General features: G+C 71.6%; 19 protein-coding genes and 1 pseudogene. 10 read left to right on the top strand and 10 right to left on the bottom strand.

The genetic code is table 11. From position 1 onward, the window contains the following. Window positions 1-55 precede the first annotated feature (55 nt). Window positions 56-1285: a low temperature requirement protein A gene (locus ACNAYW_RS06685; RefSeq protein WP_415848936.1), complete on the top strand. Its 1230-nt coding sequence runs from the start codon at window positions 56-58 to the stop codon at window positions 1283-1285. 461 nt (window positions 1286-1746) lie between these two features. Here the strand turns inward: ACNAYW_RS06685 and ACNAYW_RS06680 are convergent, their stop codons facing one another. Then, complete coding sequence (locus tag ACNAYW_RS06680; protein ID WP_415848935.1) at window positions 1747-2601, bottom strand: polyphosphate kinase 2 family protein; 855 nt, start codon at window positions 2599-2601, stop codon at window positions 1747-1749. 170 nt (window positions 2602-2771) lie between these two features. On the opposite strand from ACNAYW_RS06680, the gene ACNAYW_RS06675 reads away from it, so the two are divergent. The 5 genes from ACNAYW_RS06675 to ACNAYW_RS06655 all read left to right on the top strand — a co-directional run bounded on the left by ACNAYW_RS06675 (window position 2772) and on the right by ACNAYW_RS06655 (window position 6540). Then, window positions 2772-3995, top strand: a complete 1224-nt coding sequence (locus ACNAYW_RS06675; protein ID WP_415849093.1) for a DUF445 domain-containing protein — start codon at window positions 2772-2774, stop codon at window positions 3993-3995. Window positions 3996-4080: 85 nt separating this feature from the next. Further along, window positions 4081-4470 carry a helix-turn-helix domain-containing protein gene (locus ACNAYW_RS06670; RefSeq protein ID WP_415848934.1) on the top strand — a complete coding sequence of 130 codons (390 nt, stop codon included), beginning with the start codon at window positions 4081-4083 and terminating at the stop codon, window positions 4468-4470. Further along, window positions 4467-5096, top strand: a complete 630-nt coding sequence (locus tag ACNAYW_RS06665; RefSeq protein ID WP_415848933.1) for a heparin-binding hemagglutinin — start codon at window positions 4467-4469, stop codon at window positions 5094-5096. The genes ACNAYW_RS06670 and ACNAYW_RS06665 overlap by 4 nt, the downstream gene beginning before the upstream one ends. A 73-nt stretch (window positions 5097-5169) precedes the next feature. Further along, window positions 5170-5469, top strand: coding sequence for a DUF2516 family protein (locus ACNAYW_RS06660; RefSeq protein WP_415848932.1), 300 nt, complete (start codon window positions 5170-5172; stop codon window positions 5467-5469). A gap of 24 nt (window positions 5470-5493) precedes the next feature. After that, on the top strand, window positions 5494-6540 hold the full coding sequence (locus ACNAYW_RS06655; RefSeq protein ID WP_415848931.1) for an alpha/beta fold hydrolase: 1047 nt from the start codon (window positions 5494-5496) through the stop codon (window positions 6538-6540). 8 nt (window positions 6541-6548) lie between these two features. Here ACNAYW_RS06655 and purU read toward each other — a convergent pair whose 3' ends face one another. Continuing rightward, entirely contained in the window at window positions 6549-7424 is an 876-nt protein-coding gene (gene purU / locus ACNAYW_RS06650) for a formyltetrahydrofolate deformylase (RefSeq protein ID WP_415848930.1), read from the bottom strand. Between the two features lie 7 nt (window positions 7425-7431). Between purU and deoC the strand changes: the two genes are divergently transcribed. Then, window positions 7432-8148 (top strand): deoxyribose-phosphate aldolase, encoded by a 717-nt coding sequence (gene deoC / locus ACNAYW_RS06645; protein WP_415849092.1) that lies wholly within the window; start codon window positions 7432-7434, stop codon window positions 8146-8148. A 61-nt stretch (window positions 8149-8209) separates the two neighbouring features. Here deoC and ACNAYW_RS06640 read toward each other — a convergent pair whose 3' ends face one another. From ACNAYW_RS06640 to ACNAYW_RS06605, 8 genes and pseudogenes are all read right to left on the bottom strand, one after another. Further along, window positions 8210-9508 (bottom strand): cytochrome P450, encoded by a 1299-nt coding sequence (locus tag ACNAYW_RS06640; protein ID WP_415848929.1) that lies wholly within the window; start codon window positions 9506-9508, stop codon window positions 8210-8212. Continuing rightward, complete coding sequence (locus tag ACNAYW_RS06635) at window positions 9505-10080, bottom strand: hypothetical protein (RefSeq protein ID WP_415848928.1); 576 nt, start codon at window positions 10078-10080, stop codon at window positions 9505-9507. The genes ACNAYW_RS06640 and ACNAYW_RS06635 overlap by 4 nt, the downstream gene beginning before the upstream one ends. A 6-nt stretch (window positions 10081-10086) precedes the next feature. After that, the gene (locus ACNAYW_RS06630) at window positions 10087-11061 is read right to left on the bottom strand and encodes an LmeA family phospholipid-binding protein (protein ID WP_415848927.1); all 975 of its coding nucleotides are present in this window, start codon (window positions 11059-11061) and stop codon (window positions 10087-10089) included. A gap of 17 nt (window positions 11062-11078) precedes the next feature. Beyond that, window positions 11079-11226 (bottom strand): annotated as a pseudogene (locus ACNAYW_RS06625) (hypothetical protein); the annotation flags it as partial. Window position 11227: 1 nt separating this feature from the next. Then, window positions 11228-11885: nitrilase-related carbon-nitrogen hydrolase (locus tag ACNAYW_RS06620; protein WP_415849091.1), on the bottom strand; the 658-nt coding region annotated here is incomplete at its 3' end. Between the two features lie 126 nt (window positions 11886-12011). Beyond that, window positions 12012-12827: a class I SAM-dependent methyltransferase gene (locus ACNAYW_RS06615; RefSeq protein WP_415849090.1), complete on the bottom strand. Its 816-nt coding sequence runs from the start codon at window positions 12825-12827 to the stop codon at window positions 12012-12014. Then, window positions 12824-13333 (bottom strand): DUF2505 domain-containing protein, encoded by a 510-nt coding sequence (locus tag ACNAYW_RS06610; RefSeq protein ID WP_415848926.1) that lies wholly within the window; start codon window positions 13331-13333, stop codon window positions 12824-12826. Before ACNAYW_RS06610 ends, ACNAYW_RS06615 begins: the two co-directional genes overlap by 4 nt. An 18-nt stretch (window positions 13334-13351) precedes the next feature. Beyond that, a complete protein-coding gene (locus tag ACNAYW_RS06605; RefSeq protein WP_415848925.1) occupies window positions 13352-13879 on the bottom strand; it encodes a DUF2505 domain-containing protein in 528 nt (175 codons plus the stop codon). Window positions 13880-13903: 24 nt separating this feature from the next. On the opposite strand from ACNAYW_RS06605, the gene ACNAYW_RS06600 reads away from it, so the two are divergent. Genes ACNAYW_RS06600 through ACNAYW_RS06590 form a run of 3 tightly spaced genes read left to right on the top strand, consistent with a single transcriptional unit; the run spans window position 13904 to window position 16996 of the window. After that, on the top strand, window positions 13904-14989 hold the full coding sequence (locus ACNAYW_RS06600) for a UDP-N-acetylmuramate dehydrogenase (protein ID WP_415848924.1): 1086 nt from the start codon (window positions 13904-13906) through the stop codon (window positions 14987-14989). Between the two features lie 19 nt (window positions 14990-15008). Further along, window positions 15009-16184: a L,D-transpeptidase gene (locus ACNAYW_RS06595; RefSeq protein WP_415849089.1), complete on the top strand. Its 1176-nt coding sequence runs from the start codon at window positions 15009-15011 to the stop codon at window positions 16182-16184. Continuing rightward, window positions 16151-16996 (top strand): transglutaminase-like domain-containing protein, encoded by an 846-nt coding sequence (locus ACNAYW_RS06590; protein WP_415848923.1) that lies wholly within the window; start codon window positions 16151-16153, stop codon window positions 16994-16996. The genes ACNAYW_RS06595 and ACNAYW_RS06590 overlap by 34 nt, the downstream gene beginning before the upstream one ends. Window positions 16997-17312 lie beyond the last annotated feature (316 nt).

Here is a 17312-nt window from a genome sequence, read left to right as displayed (position 1 = left end):
GATGATCGACGTTTCGTGCGATCACGAATTGGGCGACGAGCAGGAGAGTTCTTCAGTGACCGATGGACCGTCGGCGATGCGTCGCCGCTTGACCCGCATGGCCGGCCGCGACCCCCACGAGGAGGGCCGCACGGCCACCACGCTGGAGCTGTTCTTCGACCTCACCTTCGTGGTCGTGTTCTCCCTGGCGGGCGTGCAGCTGGCGGACGCGATCGCGGAGGCGCATTACTTCACGGCCTTCCTGGGCTTCGGGTTCTGCGCCTTCGCGTCGATCTGGGCGTGGATCAACTTCACGTGGATGGCCTCGGCCTTCGACACCGACGACTGGCTCTTCCGCGCGGTGACCATGCTGCAGATGATCGGCGTCTGCATCATGGGCCTCGGCGTCGAGCCGTTCTTCACGTCGGTCACCGCCGGCGACCGACCGAACAACACGGTGCTGGTGATCGGCTACGTGGTGATGCGCGTCGCGCTGCTGGCGCAGTGGACCCGCGTGGCGATCTCCTCCCCGCGGTACCGGACCGCCGCCGTCACCTACATCGTCGCGATCACCGTCGCGCAGGTCGGCTGGATCGTCACGGCCTTCGCGCCGCTGACGCTCACGCAGATCATCGTCGCGGGCCTGGTCCTCTACGTCGTGGAGCTCGGCGGGCCGTACGTCGCGGAGCGGCGCCAACGCACCCCGTGGAACCCGCACCACATCGCGGAGCGCTACGGGCTGCTCACCATCATCACGCTGGGCGAGGGGGTGGTCGGCACCGTCGTCGCGCTGCAGGCGCTGCTCAAGGCGCAGGGCTGGAGCCTCGACATCGCGGTGCTCGGCGTCGCGGCGATGGTGCTCAACCTGTCGATCTGGTGGATCTACTTCTCGATCCCCGTCGGGCACGCGCTGGTCCGCAACCCCAGCAAGTGCTTCGCCTGGGGCTACGGGCACATCGCCATCTTCATGGCGATCGCCGCCTTCGGCGCCGGCCTGCACGTCGAGGCGCTGGGCATCTCGCACGAGGCCCACGTGAGCAACGTGGTGGTCGCGTCGGCGTTCGTCATCCCGCTCGCCGTCGCGGTGCTCGGGATCGAGATCATGGACGCCTACCTCTGCGGGTTCGACGGGCACCGCGCGTTCACCGTGGGCATCACCCTCGCGCTGCTCGGCGCCGGCGTCGCGGCGGTCGCCGCCGGGGCCACTCCGCTGGCCGCGCTGGTGTGGAGCGCGATCGCGCTGCTCGTGCAGGTCGTCGTCGAGGAGCTGTGGTCCGGCAAGCGCCGGGCCGAGCGCCTGGCCTAGCCCGACGGTGCCGGGCGCGGACATAGCGGTCGATCGTCGCGCCGGCACTTGAGTGTGTTCGCTCCGGCGAGCGATGCGTCCCGCGCACACCTCTGTACGTGCGGTTCAGGGGCATGGTCGAGGTCGCGGTGATGTGTGGGACGCATCGCCCCGTCGTCCCCCGCGCCGCGCCGATCCGCGGCTCTCGCGTTCGAGCCCCCACGAGAAGCCGCGCTTGCGGTGGGGGCTCGGCCGTCCCCCGCGCGAGGTTTCGTCCCCCACTGAACGCCGCCCTCGTTCAGTGGGGGCTCGGCCGTCCCCCGCGCGAGGTTTCGTCCCCCACTGAACGCCGCCCTCGTTCAGTGGGGGCTCGGCCGTCCCCCGCGCGGCGTTTCCTCCCCCGCGGGACGCCACCCGGCACCGTCGGACCCGGCACGGCCGTGGGCCAGCGGCGCACCGTCGGGCCTGATGGGCCGGAGCGGTCAGGCCTGCGCGAGGCGTGCCTTCTCGTGCTCGACGTCGAAGTCGGCGGGCGGCCAGCCGAGGTCCAGGCCCTCGAGGGCCTCGATGAGCAGCTCGGTGATCGCGAGCCGGCTGAACCACTTCCGGTCGGCGGGGATGATGTGCCACGGCGCACCGTCGACGCTGGTACGGTCCAGCATCGCCTGGTAGGCCTCCTGGTACTTCGGCCAGTAGCCGCGCTCGTCGATGTCCGCCGGGTTGTACTTCCAGAACTTGTCGGGGCGGTCGAGCCGCTCCGCGAGCCGCTTCTTCTGCTCGTCGAGGGAGACGAACATCGCGCACTTGACGATCGTGGTGCCGGCGGTGATGAGGTCCGCCTCGAAGTCGTTGATGATCGCGTAGCGCGGCTCCCAGACCGCCGGCGGCACCAGGTCGTGCACGCGGACCACCAGCACGTCCTCGTAGTGCGAGCGGTCGAAGACGCCGATCTGGCCGCCCTTCGGGGTCTGCCGGTGGATGCGCCACAGGAAGTCGTGCGCGAGCTCCTCCTCGGTCGGCTTGCCGAAGGACGCGGTCTTCACGCCCTGCGGGTCGACCATGCCGATCACGTGCCGGACGATGCCGCCCTTGCCGGCCGTGTCCATACCCTGCAGCACCAGCAGGACCGAGCGGTGATCACCCGCGCGGCCGTTGGCGTAGAGCAGCTCCTGCAGCTCCGAGAGCCGCGCGCCGCGCTCGGCGAGCAGCTTCTCCCCGAGCGCCTTGTCCCCGTCGAAGCCCGGCGTGCCGGACGTGTCGATGTCCTGGACCGTGGACCCCGGCTGCCAGCGCAGAGCTGCGGACGCGGAACCGGACCAACCCTTGTCGTTCGCCATGCGGTCACCCTATCCGGCGCGCCACCCCGATCTTCGGGCAAGATCGACTCGTGACGGTGTCATCTCCCGCGGGTACCCCGCAGTCGTCCGGGACCGATTCGACGTCCCGCGTTCCGGCGAGTCCGTTCGGCGGCACGCCCGACGAGCAGAAGAAGCGCGACCTGCGCAAGATGAAGGCGCTCGCCCTCTCCTTCCTCATCGGCGCGGCGATCGTCTACCTGTTCTGCGAGTACCTCGACACGAAGGGCTCGAACCTCGCCATCGCCGGGCCGTGGGTGGGCTACGTCAAGGCCGCGGCCGAGGCGGGCATGGTGGGCGGTCTCGCCGACTGGTTCGCGGTGACCGCGCTGTTCCGGCACCCCCTCGGGCTGCCGATCCCGCACACGGCGATCATCAAGCGTAAGAAGGACCAGCTGGGCGACGCGCTCGGCGGCTTCGTGGAGAGCAACTTCCTCACCCCCGACGTGATCGCGGAGAAGGTGGGCTCGCTCGAACTGAGCGGCCGCGTCGCGAACTGGATGGCCGACCCGGAGAACTCGCAGAAGCTGGGCGGCGAGGCCGCGAAGCTGGTGAAGGTGATGAGCGAGGTGCTGCGCGACGAGGACGTCGAGGCGGTGCTCAACTCGACGATCATCAAGCGACTCGCGGAGCCCGAGTGGGGGCCGCCCATCGGGCGCCTGGTGGAAACCCTGCTGCAGGAGCAGCGCCAGCTGCCGCTCATCAACCTGCTCGCCGAGCGCGCCCACCACTGGGCGCTGGGCAGCCAGGGCGTCATCGACAAGATCGTCGACACCGACGGTCCGCAGTGGTCGCCCAAGTTCGTCAACTCGCTGCTGGGGGAGCGGATCTACCGCGAGCTCGTCGAGTTCACGTGGAAGGTGCGCAGCGACCCCGACCACGAGGTGCGGCAGGCCATGAGCACCTTCCTGTGGGACTTCGCCTCCGACCTGCAGCACGATCCGCGGACCATCGCGAAGGTCGAGGACGTCAAGGCCGAGCTGATGGGGCGCGAGGAGGTGCGCACCGCGGCGCAGGCGGCGTGGCGGGCGGCCAAGCGGATGATCGAGGCGTCGGTCGAGGACCCGGACTCGACGCTGCGGGAGAAGTTCAGCGAATCGGCCGCCCGGTTCGGCGTGCGGCTGCGCGACGATCAGGCGCTGCGCGACAAGGTCGACTTCTGGGTCGACCGGTCGGTGCGGCACCTCGTCGAGAACTATGCGAGCCAGATCACATCGATCATCACCGACACCGTCGCGCGCTGGGACGCCGACGAGGCCTCGGACAAGATCGAGCTCGCCGTCGGGCGTGACCTGCAGTTCATTCGGATCAACGGCACCGTCGTGGGCTCGATCGCGGGCTTGGTGATCTACTCGATCACCCAGATCTTCTTCTGATTGGAATCACTCTGCTAGCAAACTGCTTGCAAGAGCTAGCACTAGCTGTTAGCGTGGAATCAGCCGCGCAGACGGGAGACCGGATATGACGAGCGATGAACAGGCCGAAGAGGTTTCAGCCAATTCGGGATCTGACATCGGAGCGTTCATTCGGGCGCAGCGTCTCGCGGCGGAGGTGTCCATCCGGCAGCTGGCCGAGCGGGCGGGGGTGTCCAACCCGTACCTGAGCCAGATCGAGCGAGGGCTCCGACGACCGTCGGCCGACGTGCTCGGGCAGATCGCCAAAGCGCTGCGGCTCTCGGCGGAGGTGCTCTACGTCCAGGCCGGGATCCTCGAGGAGCGTCCGGAATCCCCGGTGCGCGACGCGCTGATCGCGGACACGACCATCACCGAGCGGCAGAAGCAGGCACTCCTCGAGATCTACGAGAGCTTCCGCCGCGAGAACGAGACTGCATTGAAGGAGATCACCCCATGACCGAGCAGAACACCCTCGACGACCTGAAGACCCCCCTGTTCGCCGCTCTCGGCGCCGGTGACTACGCCTACGAGGCCGTTTCCGAGGTCGTCGAGAAGCTGCGCGCCGCCGCGACCGACGCGTCCAAGGACTTCCAGACCAAGGTCGACGAGGCCCAGGCCAAGGTGGAGGAGGCCCGCGGCTCCGCGCAGGCCAAGCTGACCGAGGCCAAGGACGGCCTGCCCAAGGACGTCGACGAGCTGCGCGCCAAGTTCACCGCCGACGAGCTCCGCAAGGTCGCCGCCGCGTACATCCAGGTCGCCACCGACATCTACGAGTCGCTCGCCGAGCGCGGCGAGTCGGCCTACGACCGCATCAAGTCCGGCTCCGTGATCGAGGACGCCACCGAGCAGGCCACCAAGGCCTACAACTCGGCCGTCGAGCTGACCGAGTCCTCGCTGGGCCAGGTCGCCACCGCCACCAAGCAGGTCGGCGAGCGCGCCGCCAAGCTGGTCGGCCGCGCGGGCGACGAGGTCGAGGCCGCCGCCGACAAGGCCGAGGCCGCCGTCGAGGAGACCACCGCGAAGGCCGCCACCGCGGTCAAGAAGGCCGCCCCCAAGGCCGCCGCGAAGAAGGCCGACGCCTGATCGTCACCCCCTTCAGCTTCATCCGGGCGCCCGGCGGCACTGCCGTCGGGCNCCCGACCTTTAGGCTGGTGTCATGGACGTCATCCTCTACGGATTCGGCACTCTGAGCCTGTTCGCCTCGCTCCTCATCACGGTCGCGCTGCTCGCGACCGGTGCCTTCTGCCTCATCCACGCCCTGCGCGCGCCGGCCGACGCCTTCACCGCCGCCGGGAAGTGGCAGAAGAACTACTGGGTGATCACCCTCGTCGCCTGCGAGGTGCTCGTGCTGGCCGGCCTGAACTACATGGGAACGGTCATCGGCGCGATCGGCATCCTGGTGTACCTCCTGGACGCGAAGCCGAAACTCGACGAGGTCCGCCGCCCGCGCTATTGAGTATTAGTTAGTAAGGTTGCTCGCATGAAGATCTCCAGGAAGCTCGTCGTCGGCGCCGCGGGTGCCGTCGGTGCCGGTGCCGCGGCCATCGCCGCGAGCGTCGCCGCGTACGCGCTGTCGTCCCCGGCGGAGCCGGCGAACGCCAAGCTGATCGAGGACTACGACGGCCCCTCCGAGGACGGCGTCGTCGTCTCCGGCGACGGCACCCGCCTGCGCACCCGGGCGTGGGGTCCCGCGGACGGCCCGATCGCCGTCCTGGTGCACGGCTGGTCCTGCAACCTGTCGAACTTCCCGCGGCAGGTCGAGCACCTCGTCGGCCGCGGCCACCGCGTGATCGCCTACGACCAGCGCGGCCACGGCGCGTCCGAGGCGGGCGCGTTCGCGTTCTCCGCCGGCGTCCTCGCCGACGACCTGCACGCCGTCCTCGCCGCCCACGTGCCGGCGGGGCGGAAGGCGCTGCTGGTCGGGCACAGCATGGGCGCCATCACCGTCATGGCCTGGGCCGACAAGTACACCGACGAGGTCGCCGAGCGCGCGCACCACGCCGTGCTCGTCTCCACCTTCGCCCGCGACGGCATCGCCGGTTTCGCCGCCGCCACCCCGCTCGCGCCCCTGCCGCGGATCGCTCCCCGGTTCACCCAGAAGCTCGGTGACGGGATCCTCGGCGCCGACGTGAAGATGCGGCACAACCGCCTGCACACCGCCGTGATCCGCTACACCGCCCTGTGCGGCTACGCCTCGTACGGCGCCGTGCGGTACACCGAGGAGATGGTGGCCTCGTGTCCCTCGGACGTGCGCGCCGAGTGGGGGCACGTGCTCGCGAGCGTCGACGTCACCGGCGGCCTGCGCAAGATCACGATCCCCACGTCGGTCGTGGTCGGCCAGTTCGACCACCTCACCCCGCCCGCGGACGCCGACGTCATCGCCGGCGAGCTCCGCGTCGCCGGGCGGCTGGACCGGTTCGCCGTGATCCGCGACGCCGGCCACATGCTCCCGCTGGAGCAGCCGGAGAAGCTCAACGCCCTCCTCGACTCCATCCTCGACGGCCGCCCCGTCGCCTCCGGGACGTAGCCCCCGGGTCAGGAGAAGACGACGGTCTTGCGGCCGTGCACCAGCACCCGGTTCTCGAGGTGCCAGCGCAGGCCGCGGGCCAGCACGACCTTCTCGATGTCGCGGCCGCGGAGCACCATGTCGGACGCGGCGTCGGCGTGGTCGACGCGCGCGACGTCCTGCTCGATGATCGGGCCGGCGTCGAGGTCCGCGGTCACGTAGTGGCAGGTCGCGCCGATCAGCTTCACGCCGCGCGCGAACGCCTGGTGGTACGGCCGGGCGCCGATGAAGCTCGGCAGGAAGCTGTGGTGGATGTTGATCGCCCGTCCGGCCCACGCCGCGCACAGCTCCGGCGGCAGCACCTGCATGAACCGGGCCAGTACCACGGCGTCGGGGGCGTGCTGATCGGTCAGCCGCGCGACCTCGGCGAAGGCCGCCGACTTGTCCTCGCCGGGGCCGGGGAAGGGCACGTGGTGGAACGGGATGTCGAGGCGCTCGACGAAGTCTCGCAGGTCCTCATGGTTGCCGATCACCGCGGCGATGCGCGCGTTCAGCTCGCCCGTGGCCACCCGCCCGACGAGGTCGTGCAGGCAGTGCCCCTCCTTGCTGACCAGCACGACGATGTCCTTGCGCTCCGCGCTGGAGGTCAGCCGCCACTCGGTCTCGGGGCCCAGCTCGGCGGCGACCTCGGCCGCGAAACGCGCCCGCAGCTCGTCGAGCGGGATCGCGACGCTGTCGGCGCGGACGGCCTGGCGGGTGAAGAACCAGCCGGAATCCTGGTCCGAGTGGTAGCCGGCCTCGACGATCCACCCGCCCACGTCGGCGAGGAAGGTCGAGATGCGCGCGACGATACCGGTGGTGTCCGGGCACCCGAGCGTGAGGACGTAGCGTGTTTCGCGGGTCACGCCCGGTATCGTCTCAAACGTGCTCACACGCTCCGAAGTCGCCGCCCTCGTCGATCACACGCTGCTCAAGCCCGAGGCCACCGAGGCCGCCGCCGCGGCGGCCTACGCCGAGGGGCTGGACCTGGGCGTCTACGCCGTCTGCCTCTCGCCGTCGATGCTCCCGCTGCGCGCCGCGATCGACGCGCAGGCCGGTGCCGGAGAGACGGGGCGACGGGTGCCGCAGCTCTGCGTCGTCGCGGGCTTCCCCTCCGGTAAGCACCACACCCTGATCAAGGCCGCCGAGGCGCGGATGGCCGTCGAGGAGGGCGCGCACGAGGTCGACATGGTCATCGACGTCGGGCTCGCGCTCGCCGGCGACCTGGATCGCGTCTTCTCCGACGTGCTCACGGTTCGCGAGGCGATCGGCGCCGACCCCGTGCTCAAGGTGATCGTCGAGTCCGCCGCGCTGCTCGAGTTCGGCGACGCCGACCTGCTCACCGAGGTGTGCAAGCGCTCCGTCAAGGGCGGCGCCACGTTCGTCAAGACCTCCACCGGCTTCCACCCGTCGGGCGGCGCGTCCGCCGAGGCGGTGGCGATCATGCGCGCGGCCGTCGGGCCCGACGTGGGCGTGAAGGCGTCGGGCGGCATCCGGTCCGCCGAGGCAGCGCGGGAGATGATCGACGCCGGCGCGAACCGGCTCGGCCTCTCCGGCACCCGCGCGGTGCTCGCCGGCTTCCCGGAGTAGCGCGCAGCCCCTCCGTCCGACGGTGCCGCGCCCCGTCGGGCGGGACGACGGCCCCGTCGGGCTAGGAGAGCTTCGCGGGCAGATTCGCCCAGCCGTACAGCGTGGCGAGCCCGCGGTGCGTGCCGGGACCGTCGAGGGAGAGCCCGGGGTACCGCTCGAACAGCGCGGACAGCGCGACGGCGCCCTCCATCCGGGCCAGCGCCGCGCCGATGCAGGCGTGGATGCCGTAGCCGAAGGAGACGTTCTTCTTCGCGTCGGGGCGCGCGACGTCGAACTCGTGCGGCCGGTCGAAGACGGCGGGGTCGCGGTTCGCGCCGGCCAGCAGCAGGGAGACGACGGTGCCCTCCGCGAAGGCGAAGCCCTCGATCTCGCCGGCCTCCCGGGCCACGCGCGCGGTGCGCTGGACGGGGCTGGAGTAGCGCAGGATCTCCTCGACGGCGTTGGGCCACAACTCGGGTTCGGCGCGCAGCCGCTCCAGCTGCGCGGGGTGCTCCAGCAGCGCGACGATGCCGTTGCCGATGAGGTTCACGGTGGTCTCGAAGCCCGCGCCGATGAGCAGCGCCGCGTTCGCCACCAGCTCGCGGTCGGTGAGCTCGCCCGAGGCGGCGAGGAGCGCGAAGGGGTCGTCGGCGTCGGGGTGCGCGCGGACCCGCGCGAAGTGCGCGGTGAGGTAGGTGTCGAGGCCCCGCAGCGCGTGCTGCGCGCGCCGGTAGACGGGCCAGTCGAGGCCCGTGTCGAGCAGCGGCGCGGCGGCCTCGCCCCACTCCAGCATGTACTCGTCGTCGGCCTCCGGCAGCCCCAGGAGCCGCCCGATCATCGTGACGGGGAGCCGGGCGGCGTAGCCGGTCACGAGGTCGGGTCGGGCCGACTCGGCGAGCCCGTCGAGGAGCTCCTCGCTGACGGTCCGCGCCCGGTCGGTGAGCGTCGCGATCGCCTTCGGCGTGAAGGTCCGCGCGATCGGGTGCCGGTAGGCGGTGTGCGCCGGCGGCTCGGTGACCAGCATCGACGGCGGCTCGACGGGGTTCGGCAGCCGCGGATCGGTGCGCTCGAGGACGGGGATGAGCGGACGCGGGAAGCCGAAGTCCCGTGGCTGGATCGTGGCGAACCGCGGATCGCGCAGCACGGCGCGGCACAGCGCGTGGTCGGCCGTCGCCGCGCCGACCTCGCTGCCGATGATCCGGCCCTGCTCGCGGATCCGGTCCAGGCGCGCGTACTGGCCGCCCGGCGCGCCGCGGTAGCCGAGCAGCAGCTCGGCCATGGTGTCGCCGCGGGCCGCGCGGCGGGGGAGGGCGTACCGCGGCAGCCCGTGCAGCACTGCCCAGCGGACCCGCAGCTTCAGGTCGAGCCGCGGCGCGCTCACGGCCGCACCACCGTGGGATCGAGGACCTCGACCACCAGCGGACCGTCGGGCGTGGTGCGCCAGAACCGGACCGGCGAGCCGATGCCCGGGACCTGCGGCTGCAGCAGCTCGTCGCCGGTCGCGCGCCACTGGGCGGAGAAGGGCACGCCGTCGCCGACGATCTCGAGCACGAACGCGGTGACGCCGCCGTTCTCGGAGGTCCGCACCCGCCGGTCCTCGACGGTGCCGTGGCCGGGCAGGGCGGATGCGCGCAGGTCGACCCACCGCCGCTCGACCGCCCGCGCCTTCGCGGCGTCCCCGAACGAGCCGAGATAGGCGAACCAGAACCCGAACAGGACGAGGCCGGGGAAGGCGGTGAACAGCAGCTGGAACCACAGGCCGGGCGTCTCCGCGTCCACCCACAGCCGGTGGACCAGCAGGGCGGTCCCGACGGTGACGATCACGAGGCCGATGCCGAGGGCCGCCTTCATGGTCGCCGAGAGCCGGGCGGGGAGCCCCAGTGCGGCGGGTGGCAGCGCGCTGAAGTCGCGCACGACGTGCACCACCTGACCCACCGGGGCGACCATCGCCATGGCCCGCTACACCACCGAGCAGTTCGTGGCGCCCACGTCGGATCCGCTCTCGATGTCCTTCGGCAGCACGTCCTTGCCGGAGTAGCGCAGCGAGATGCCCTCGTCGGTCATCTTCAGGTCGCTGGCGGTGAGGCCGTTCGGGGTGGGGATGTCGGCGACGGCGCTGATGAGCTGCTGCGCCAGGTCGTCGGGGACGCCGATGCCGAAGACCGAGGCCTTGCTCGCGGTGAGCACCACCTTGTTGTCCTTGATGGTGGGCTTGAGGTTCACCGTGACGGGCAGGATGACGGCGGTGCCGCTGATCTCGATCTGGTTCGCGGCGCTGTTCAGCGTGACCTTCGGGTCCGAGATCACCTGCGAGCTCACGACCTTGTTCTTGATGCCGTCGGCCGTGAAGGTGCCGAGGATCGTCGCGTCGTCGACCTTGTTGTCGCCGCTGGGCTCGACGCCCTTGAGCAGGATCCGCGCGTTGAGGCCGGGGGTGCCCTGCATGCCGTCGACCTGGATGTCGATCGACGGGATCTTGCCGCTCGCGTTCTGGATCAGCATCGGCGTCTTCTCGAAGCTGACCTTGACGTCGCCGGCGCTGGTGCCCTTCTTGATGTTGTCCGCGAGGCAGTTCTGCACGTGATTGCGGATGTACAGCTCGGACCCCACGAGCACGATCACGAGCACCGCGACGAGGCCGGCCGCCGCCAGGCCGATGAGCTTGCCGGTGGAGCGCTGCTTGGCGGGCTTCGCGGGCTCACCCGGTCCGCTCCGACCGCCCGGACCCGACGGTCCGCCGGGCGGGATCTGCGTCGGCGGCACCGGGGGCACGGGTGGCTGCTGCGCCTGCTGCGGGGCCTGCGGTTGCTGCGGCTGCTGGGGGGCCTGCCGATCGGCCGGGGCGATCGGCCGCGTCAGGTTCGGATCCTGCGGGCCGTTCTGCGGGCCGTTCGGGGGGCCGGGGTTCTGCGGGGCGTTCGGGTTCGTATCCATCGGCGTTAGATTGTTCCTCATCCCTGGGTGGCGACGGTGAAGTCCCTGCGGTTGGCGAGCACGGGCAGTGCGGCCCGCACCTCGTCGACGCGCGCGAGCGGCAGGTCGACGACGATCAGTTCCGGCCCGTCGCCGGCGGAGGCGAGCACGGCACCGTCGGGCCCGNCGGCGAGCGAGCCGCCCACCCCGCGCGGCGCGGGGCCGGGCTCGGCATCGGAGGGCCGCGCCTGGTCGACGGCGACGACGTAGGTGGTGGAGTCCAGCGCCCGCGCGCGGGCGAGGGTGGTGAAGGCGTCGAGCTTGCCGGGGCCGTCGCCCCACGACGCGGGCGCGACGATCACGCGGGCGCCGGCGTCCGCCAGCCCCTGGTAGAGCGAAGGGAAGCGCAGGTCGTAGCAGGTGCTCAGCCCGACGGTGACGCCGCCGACGTCCACGAGGACGGCGCGCCCGCCGGGCTCGACGGTGCGCGACTCGGCGAAGCCGAAGGCGTCGAAGAGGTGGATCTTGTCGTAGGCGGTGCGGGTGCCGTCGGGCGACGCGGACAGCAGCGTGTTGCGCACGCGGCCGTCGGCGGCGGGCGTGAACATGCCCGCGACGACGTGCACGCCCGTGGCGCGGGCGGCCTCCGCGATGCGCGTGGCCCACGGCCCGTCGAGCGGCTCGGCGACGGGGCCGAGGGACACCCCGAACCGGCACATCGTGGCCTCGGGGAAGACGGCGAGCGCCGCCCCCGCCTCCGCGGCCCGGCGCAGCCCCTCCTCGACCAGCGCGGCGTTGGCCGCCGGGTCGGTGGTGGCCTCGATCTGCGCGAGCGCGACCGTCAGCGATGTCATGCGCACCACACTACTGACTCATGCTCGATAAGGTTCCGCGCTCACGATGTCGGCTTCTGCTGCGACGGAGATGCGCCAGGACACCTCGANCNNCGCAGAACTCGACATCNTGAGCGACTACGGCGCGACGAAGGCCCAATCGACGGTGAGCAGGTTGTCGCGCACCGGGCGACGGGGCGGGCGGGCGGCCCCGTCGGTCCGCGTCGCCAGCAGCGCCGCGGCGGCCCGCCAGCGCATCCGGTTGCCGTAGGGCGCGTAGCCGGCGGCCTCGTCCCAACAGCGATCCGCCAGCGTGAGCAGGGTGTGGATCCTCTCGCCGGGCACGTTGTGGTGGATCAGCGCCTTCGGCAGCCGCTCGGCCAGATCCGACGGGTGGTCGGTGAACCCGGGGTGCCAGGCCAGCGTCAGCGTCCGCGGGACCGGTGCCACGCCCGGCGCGGCGGCGCCCAGAGTGAGCCAGCAGCACCGTCGGCCCAGTTCGTCGCAGGTGCCCTCGATGAACACCCCGCCCGGCGCGAGCCGCGCGACGACCGTCGCCCAAGCGTCGGCCACCTCGGATTCGTCGTACTGCCGCAGCACGTTGAAGGCGCGCACCAGGTTCGGGCGCAGCCCCGCGAGCTCGAAGCCGCCGCGGGCGAACTCGACGCCGTCGCGGCCGGGGACCACGCGGGCGGGGTCGATCTCCAGTCCCGTCACCCGCACCGTCGGCGACACGCGCCGCAGCCAGGACGCCCATTCCAGAGTGGTGTTCGGGCGCGCGCCGTAGCCCACGTCGACGGCCAGCGGCGACGGTCCGCCGAGCGCGGCCGCGAGCGCGGGGGAGTGCACCGACCAGCGATCGCTGCGGCGCAGCCGATTGAGCCCCGTGGTGCCGCGGGTGATCCGCCCCTCGGGCTGCACGATGCGGCCCTCCGGGGCGGGCACGCGGATCAGGCGTTCTTGTCGACCCAGTACTTGAGGTACTCGGCCTCGGCGCGGAAGAGGTCCACGAGGTTGATGAGGATGAGCTGCTCGAGCTTGGTGCCCACGAACGGGACGAAGACCTTCACCACGGTGGTGTAGCGCATGGTGCAGCCGGTCTCGGTGTTGAACAGCGAGGCCTCACCCTTGAGCGAGCCGGGGCCCGCCGGGATCGACGCCTTGTAGTCGCCGACCGAGTTCTCGCCGTCCCACGCGCCGTAGAACTCCTCGCGCGTGATGATCATGTCCTTCTTCACGACGCCCTGCGCGATCGGCGGCAGGTACTCGTGCGGCAGGTTCTGCTTCTGGACGACCGTGATGCCCTCGTCGTCGACGTCGAACTCGGAGAGCTCCGACAGCGGGGTCAGGTTGCGGAAGTCCGTCATCTTCTCGGTCCAGTACTCCTTGGTGGAGTACGCGTTGTAGAAGACGTCGGCGGGGAACGGGAAGCGCGCCGAGTAGCTGAGACGTCGTGCCATGTGGGGGAACCTTACCGGTCAGGGATGCTCCGCGATCCACTGCAGGGTGAACTCCCGCTCGCTCTCCATGAGCTCCTGCAGGTTCTCGACCACCAGCGACTCGACCTTCTTCGCGACGAACGGGATGGACACGCTGGCCTCGCCGTCCGCGGTGATGCGCGCGGCCGAGCCGTCCGAGCCGGGGCCCGCCTCCAGGACGGCCGTGCCGGACAGCTGCGCGGGCACGCCCTGGATCTCGGCGGAGAAGCGGCCCTCGCAGCGGGTGCCGTCGAACGGGCCCCACTCCTCGACGCGGTGGATCTCCAGGCCGCCGGGGCGGACCGCGGTCACCACGGGCGGCAGCTTGTCCTCGCCGATCACGTGCACCACGAGCACGCGCACCGAGCGCCCGGCGCCCTCGCCGGTGATGGACAGCTCCGCGACGCGGGCGCCCTCGCCGCCGACCTCGGCCACACGGGCGGGCCAGTACGCGTCGTCGGTGAACGCGGCGTGCAGCGCGGCCGGACTGGTGGCGTAGTCGAGCGAGCGCTCGAGACGGGTGGTCATAGCCGGACACGTTACCGTTGCGTGGTGCCTGAACTGCTATCGGAGTTGACCACGCTGCGCCTGGGCGGCCCAGCCCGTGCCTACCTGCGTTGTGATTCCGCCGCGGCGGTCGCGGAGGCGGTCGCGCGCTGCGACGCCGCCGGCGAGCCGGTGCTGCTGGTCGGCGGCGGCTCCAACCTGGTGATCGCCGACGCGGGCTTCGACGGGACCGTTGTGCACCTGGCGCACGACGCCGTCTCGATCGACGGCACCGTGCTCACCGCGGACGCGGGCGCGGTCTGGGACGACGTGGTCGCCGCGTCGGTCGACGCCGGGCTCGGCGGGCTCGAGTGCCTGTCCGGCATCCCGGGTTCCGCGGGCGCGACGCCGGTGCAGAACGTCGGGGCGTACGGCGTCGAGGTGTCGGCGTGGCTCGACGCCGTCGAGCTCTACCACCGCGCCACCGGCGAGACCGCGTGGGTCGCGCCCGAGACGCTGGGCCTGGCGTACCGCACGTCGCGCCTCAAGCAGCACGAGGCACCCGGCGCCGCCGGCTCGACCACTGCTGCCGGCCCCGCCGACGTCGTGCTGCGCGTGCGGTTCGCGCTGACCGACGGTGCCTCCGCCCCGATCCGGTACGGCGAGCTCGCCCGCGTCCTGGGGGTCGAGCCCGGCGGCACCGTAGACCCCGCGGACGCGCGCCGCGCCGTGCTCGACCTGCGCCGGGGGAAGGGCATGGTCCTCGACCCCGCCGACCACGACACCTGGAGCGTCGGCTCCTTCTTCACCAATCCCGTCGTCCCGGCCGCGACCGCCGCCGCGACGGTGCGGCGCATCGAGGAGGCGACGGGGGAGAGCACGCCGCAGTACCCCGCGCCCGACGGGGTGAAGCTCTCCGCGGGCTGGCTCATCGAGCGCGCCGGGTTCCACAAGGGCTACGACGGCGGCCGTCCGGGCGTCTCGCTGTCGACGAAGCACACCCTCGCGCTGACCAACCGCGGCACCGGCACGACCGCCGAACTCCTCGGCCTCGCGGGCGAGGTCCGGGATGGGGTGTTCGCCCGGTTCGGCGTCGAGCTGCGGCCCGAGCCCGTCCTCGTGGGTGCGGAGCTCCCCCCGCTGCGCCCGTAGAATTCATACAGTGTTCGACATGTTTCGCGCGCCCGTCCGTCGGCGTGCCTTCCTCGGCGGCGCGGCGGCCACGGTGGCCGTCGCCGCGACCGCGTGTACCCGCGACAGCGGCATCGGTGAGACCAGGGCCGATGCCCCCACCTTCGAGTACGCCCCCGCAGCCGGACAGAAGATCGGCCCCCGCGACACCGTCTCCGTGCGCGTGCGCGGCGGCACCTTCCGGCCGGGCGTCGCGCTGACCAACACGCAATCGGGCAAAAAGGTCGAACTGACCGCTTCGTCCGACGGTGTGACCTATTCGACCGCGGAGCCCCTCGGCTTCGGCGCCACCTACCGCTGGTCCGGCACCGCCGACGGCGAGGGCGGCACCTTCTCGAGCCTCGACGGAGAGGTCTCCGTGGTCTCGCCCGACGCCACGATGTCCGTGCAGATCAACATCGCCGATGACGCCGAGGTCGGGATCGCGGCGCCCCTGATCCTCAAGTTCGCCGGCACCGTCGAGGACAAGGCGGCGGTGGAGAAGGCGCTCGAGGTCACCACGACGCCGCACACCGAGGGCGCGTGGGCCTGGCTGCCCGAGGACAACGGTTCCCGGGCGCACTGGCGGCCGCGCGCGTACTACGCGCCCGGCACCAGGGTGACCATGAACGGCAAGCTCTACGGCCTCGATCACGGCGACGGCAAGTACGGCGCCAGCGACGTGACCAGCTCGTTCGTCGTCGGCCGGTCGCAGATCGTCAAGGCCTCCGCCCCGTCGCACCGGATCCGGGTGATGCGCGGCGACCAGGTGTACCTCGACCTGCCCTGCTCGTACGGCGAGGGGGATCTGCCGCGCAACGTCACGCGGTCGGGCATCCACGTGGTCAGCGAGAAGCACGAGGACTTCTACATGTCCAACCCCGCCGCCGGGTACTTCAACGTGCACGAGCGGTACGCGGTGCGGATCTCCAACAACGGCGAGTTCATCCACGCCAACCCGCAGACCGTCGGGAACCAGGGCGCGTCGAACGTGACCAACGGCTGCATCAACCTCTCGCTCGAGGACGCGCAGCGCTACTTCGCGAGCGCGCTGTTCGGCGATCCGGTCGAGGTCACCGGCACGTCGATCGAGCTCTCGGAGGCCGACGGGGACATCTACGACTGGACCCTAGACTGGCCGACGTGGCAATCGATGTCGGCGCTGTCGAAGAACTAGTGGTCCCCGGAGCGCGGAGGATGTCCGCGCGGGTGGCGTGCACCGTGCTCGCCCCCACCGTGCTGGAGTATCAGGCCACCGTCGCCCGGGTGCCGGGCCTGCAGGTGCAGGAGTCGCTCGCCGTCACGCTCGACGGTGCGCCCCTGCCGGCCCAGGAGGTGGTGGGGCCGCACGGCGGACGCATCCACCGCGTCGACGCCGGGCCCGGGAAGGTGCTGTTCGAGTACCACGCGCAGGTCGCCGGTTTCGCCGCGCCGGAGCACGTCGACCAGTACCTGCGGTCGCTGTACCTGCGGCCCTCGCGCTACTGCGAGGTGGACAGGTTCTACGGCTACGCCGCGAAGCAGTTCGCGGGCGTGACCGGGGATGCACAACGTGCTGTGGCGGTTCGGGAGTTCGTGGCGAGCCGGCTCGAGTACCTGCCCGGCGCCAGCCGCTCCGTCGACGGTGCCTCCGACACCCTGCTCGCCTCCGCCGGCGTCTGCCGCGACTACGCGCATCTGACGATCGCGCTGCTCCGAGCCCTGAAGCTGCCCGCCCGGATGAGCGCGGTCTTCGCGCCCGGCTGCGATCCGATGGACTTCCACGCCGTCGCCGAGGTGATGGTCGACGGCCGCTGGTGGGTGCTCGACGGGACCGGCCTCGCCCCGCGCGCGTCGATGGTGCGGATCGCCACCGGCCGCGACGCCGCCGACATCGCCTTCCTCGACAACCACGGCGGCTCCATCCGCTTCGACCGGCTGACCGTGACCGCCGAGGCCGCGGCGCCCCTCCCCGCCGACGATCCCCGCGCGCTCATCCCCATCGCCTGAGCAGTGCGCGGCCGCGGGCGTCGGGCGCGGAGCCGCCGCACGGCCTGGTGTTGCTCAGAAGAGCCATGCGCGTGGCGCATGGCTGCTGTTCGTGCAGGTCAAGACGTGTTCTGCGGCCCGTAGCCATGCGTCCGACGCATATCCCGTCGGCGCGACCGGCTCCGTGCGCTGATCGCGCGCCGGTGCCCGCGCTCGGACAGTGGCTTCCGGTGGGGGATGGAGTGCCGCGTTGGGGACGGCTGGTCCCCCACGGGACGTGCGTGACTTGCGGCGGGGGAGTGGGCGCGGCGCGGGGGACGGCCGGTCCCCCACCGGA

The sequence above is a fragment of the Tsukamurella ocularis genome (assembly GCF_965138335.1).
Classification (GTDB): domain Bacteria; phylum Actinomycetota; class Actinomycetes; order Mycobacteriales; family Mycobacteriaceae; genus Tsukamurella; species Tsukamurella ocularis_A.
The sequence above is the reverse complement of the archived record's forward strand: the minus strand, read 5'-3'. Positions and strand labels throughout refer to the sequence as shown.

Excerpts from the sequence above, each read along its gene's own strand:
- ACNAYW_RS06635 (WP_415848928.1), bottom strand. The coding sequence starts at position 10,080 with ATGGCGATGGTCGCCCCGGTGGGTCAGGTGGTGCACGTCGTGCGCGAC.
- ACNAYW_RS06660 (WP_415848932.1), top strand. The coding sequence starts at position 5,170 with ATGGACGTCATCCTCTACGGATTCGGCACTCTGAGCCTGTTCGCCTCG.
- ACNAYW_RS06680 (WP_415848935.1), bottom strand. The coding sequence starts at position 2,601 with ATGGCGAACGACAAGGGTTGGTCCGGTTCCGCGTCCGCAGCTCTGCGC.
- ACNAYW_RS06595 (WP_415849089.1), top strand. The coding sequence starts at position 15,009 with ATGTTTCGCGCGCCCGTCCGTCGGCGTGCCTTCCTCGGCGGCGCGGCG.
- ACNAYW_RS06630 (WP_415848927.1), bottom strand. The coding sequence starts at position 11,061 with ATGGATACGAACCCGAACGCCCCGCAGAACCCCGGCCCCCCGAACGGC.
- ACNAYW_RS06665 (WP_415848933.1), top strand. The coding sequence starts at position 4,467 with ATGACCGAGCAGAACACCCTCGACGACCTGAAGACCCCCCTGTTCGCC.
- ACNAYW_RS06605 (WP_415848925.1), bottom strand. The coding sequence starts at position 13,879 with ATGACCACCCGTCTCGAGCGCTCGCTCGACTACGCCACCAGTCCGGCC.
- ACNAYW_RS06610 (WP_415848926.1), bottom strand. The coding sequence starts at position 13,333 with ATGGCACGACGTCTCAGCTACTCGGCGCGCTTCCCGTTCCCCGCCGAC.
- ACNAYW_RS06655 (WP_415848931.1), top strand. The coding sequence starts at position 5,494 with ATGAAGATCTCCAGGAAGCTCGTCGTCGGCGCCGCGGGTGCCGTCGGT.
- ACNAYW_RS06670 (WP_415848934.1), top strand. The coding sequence starts at position 4,081 with ATGACGAGCGATGAACAGGCCGAAGAGGTTTCAGCCAATTCGGGATCT.
- ACNAYW_RS06675 (WP_415849093.1), top strand. The coding sequence starts at position 2,772 with ATGAAGGCGCTCGCCCTCTCCTTCCTCATCGGCGCGGCGATCGTCTAC.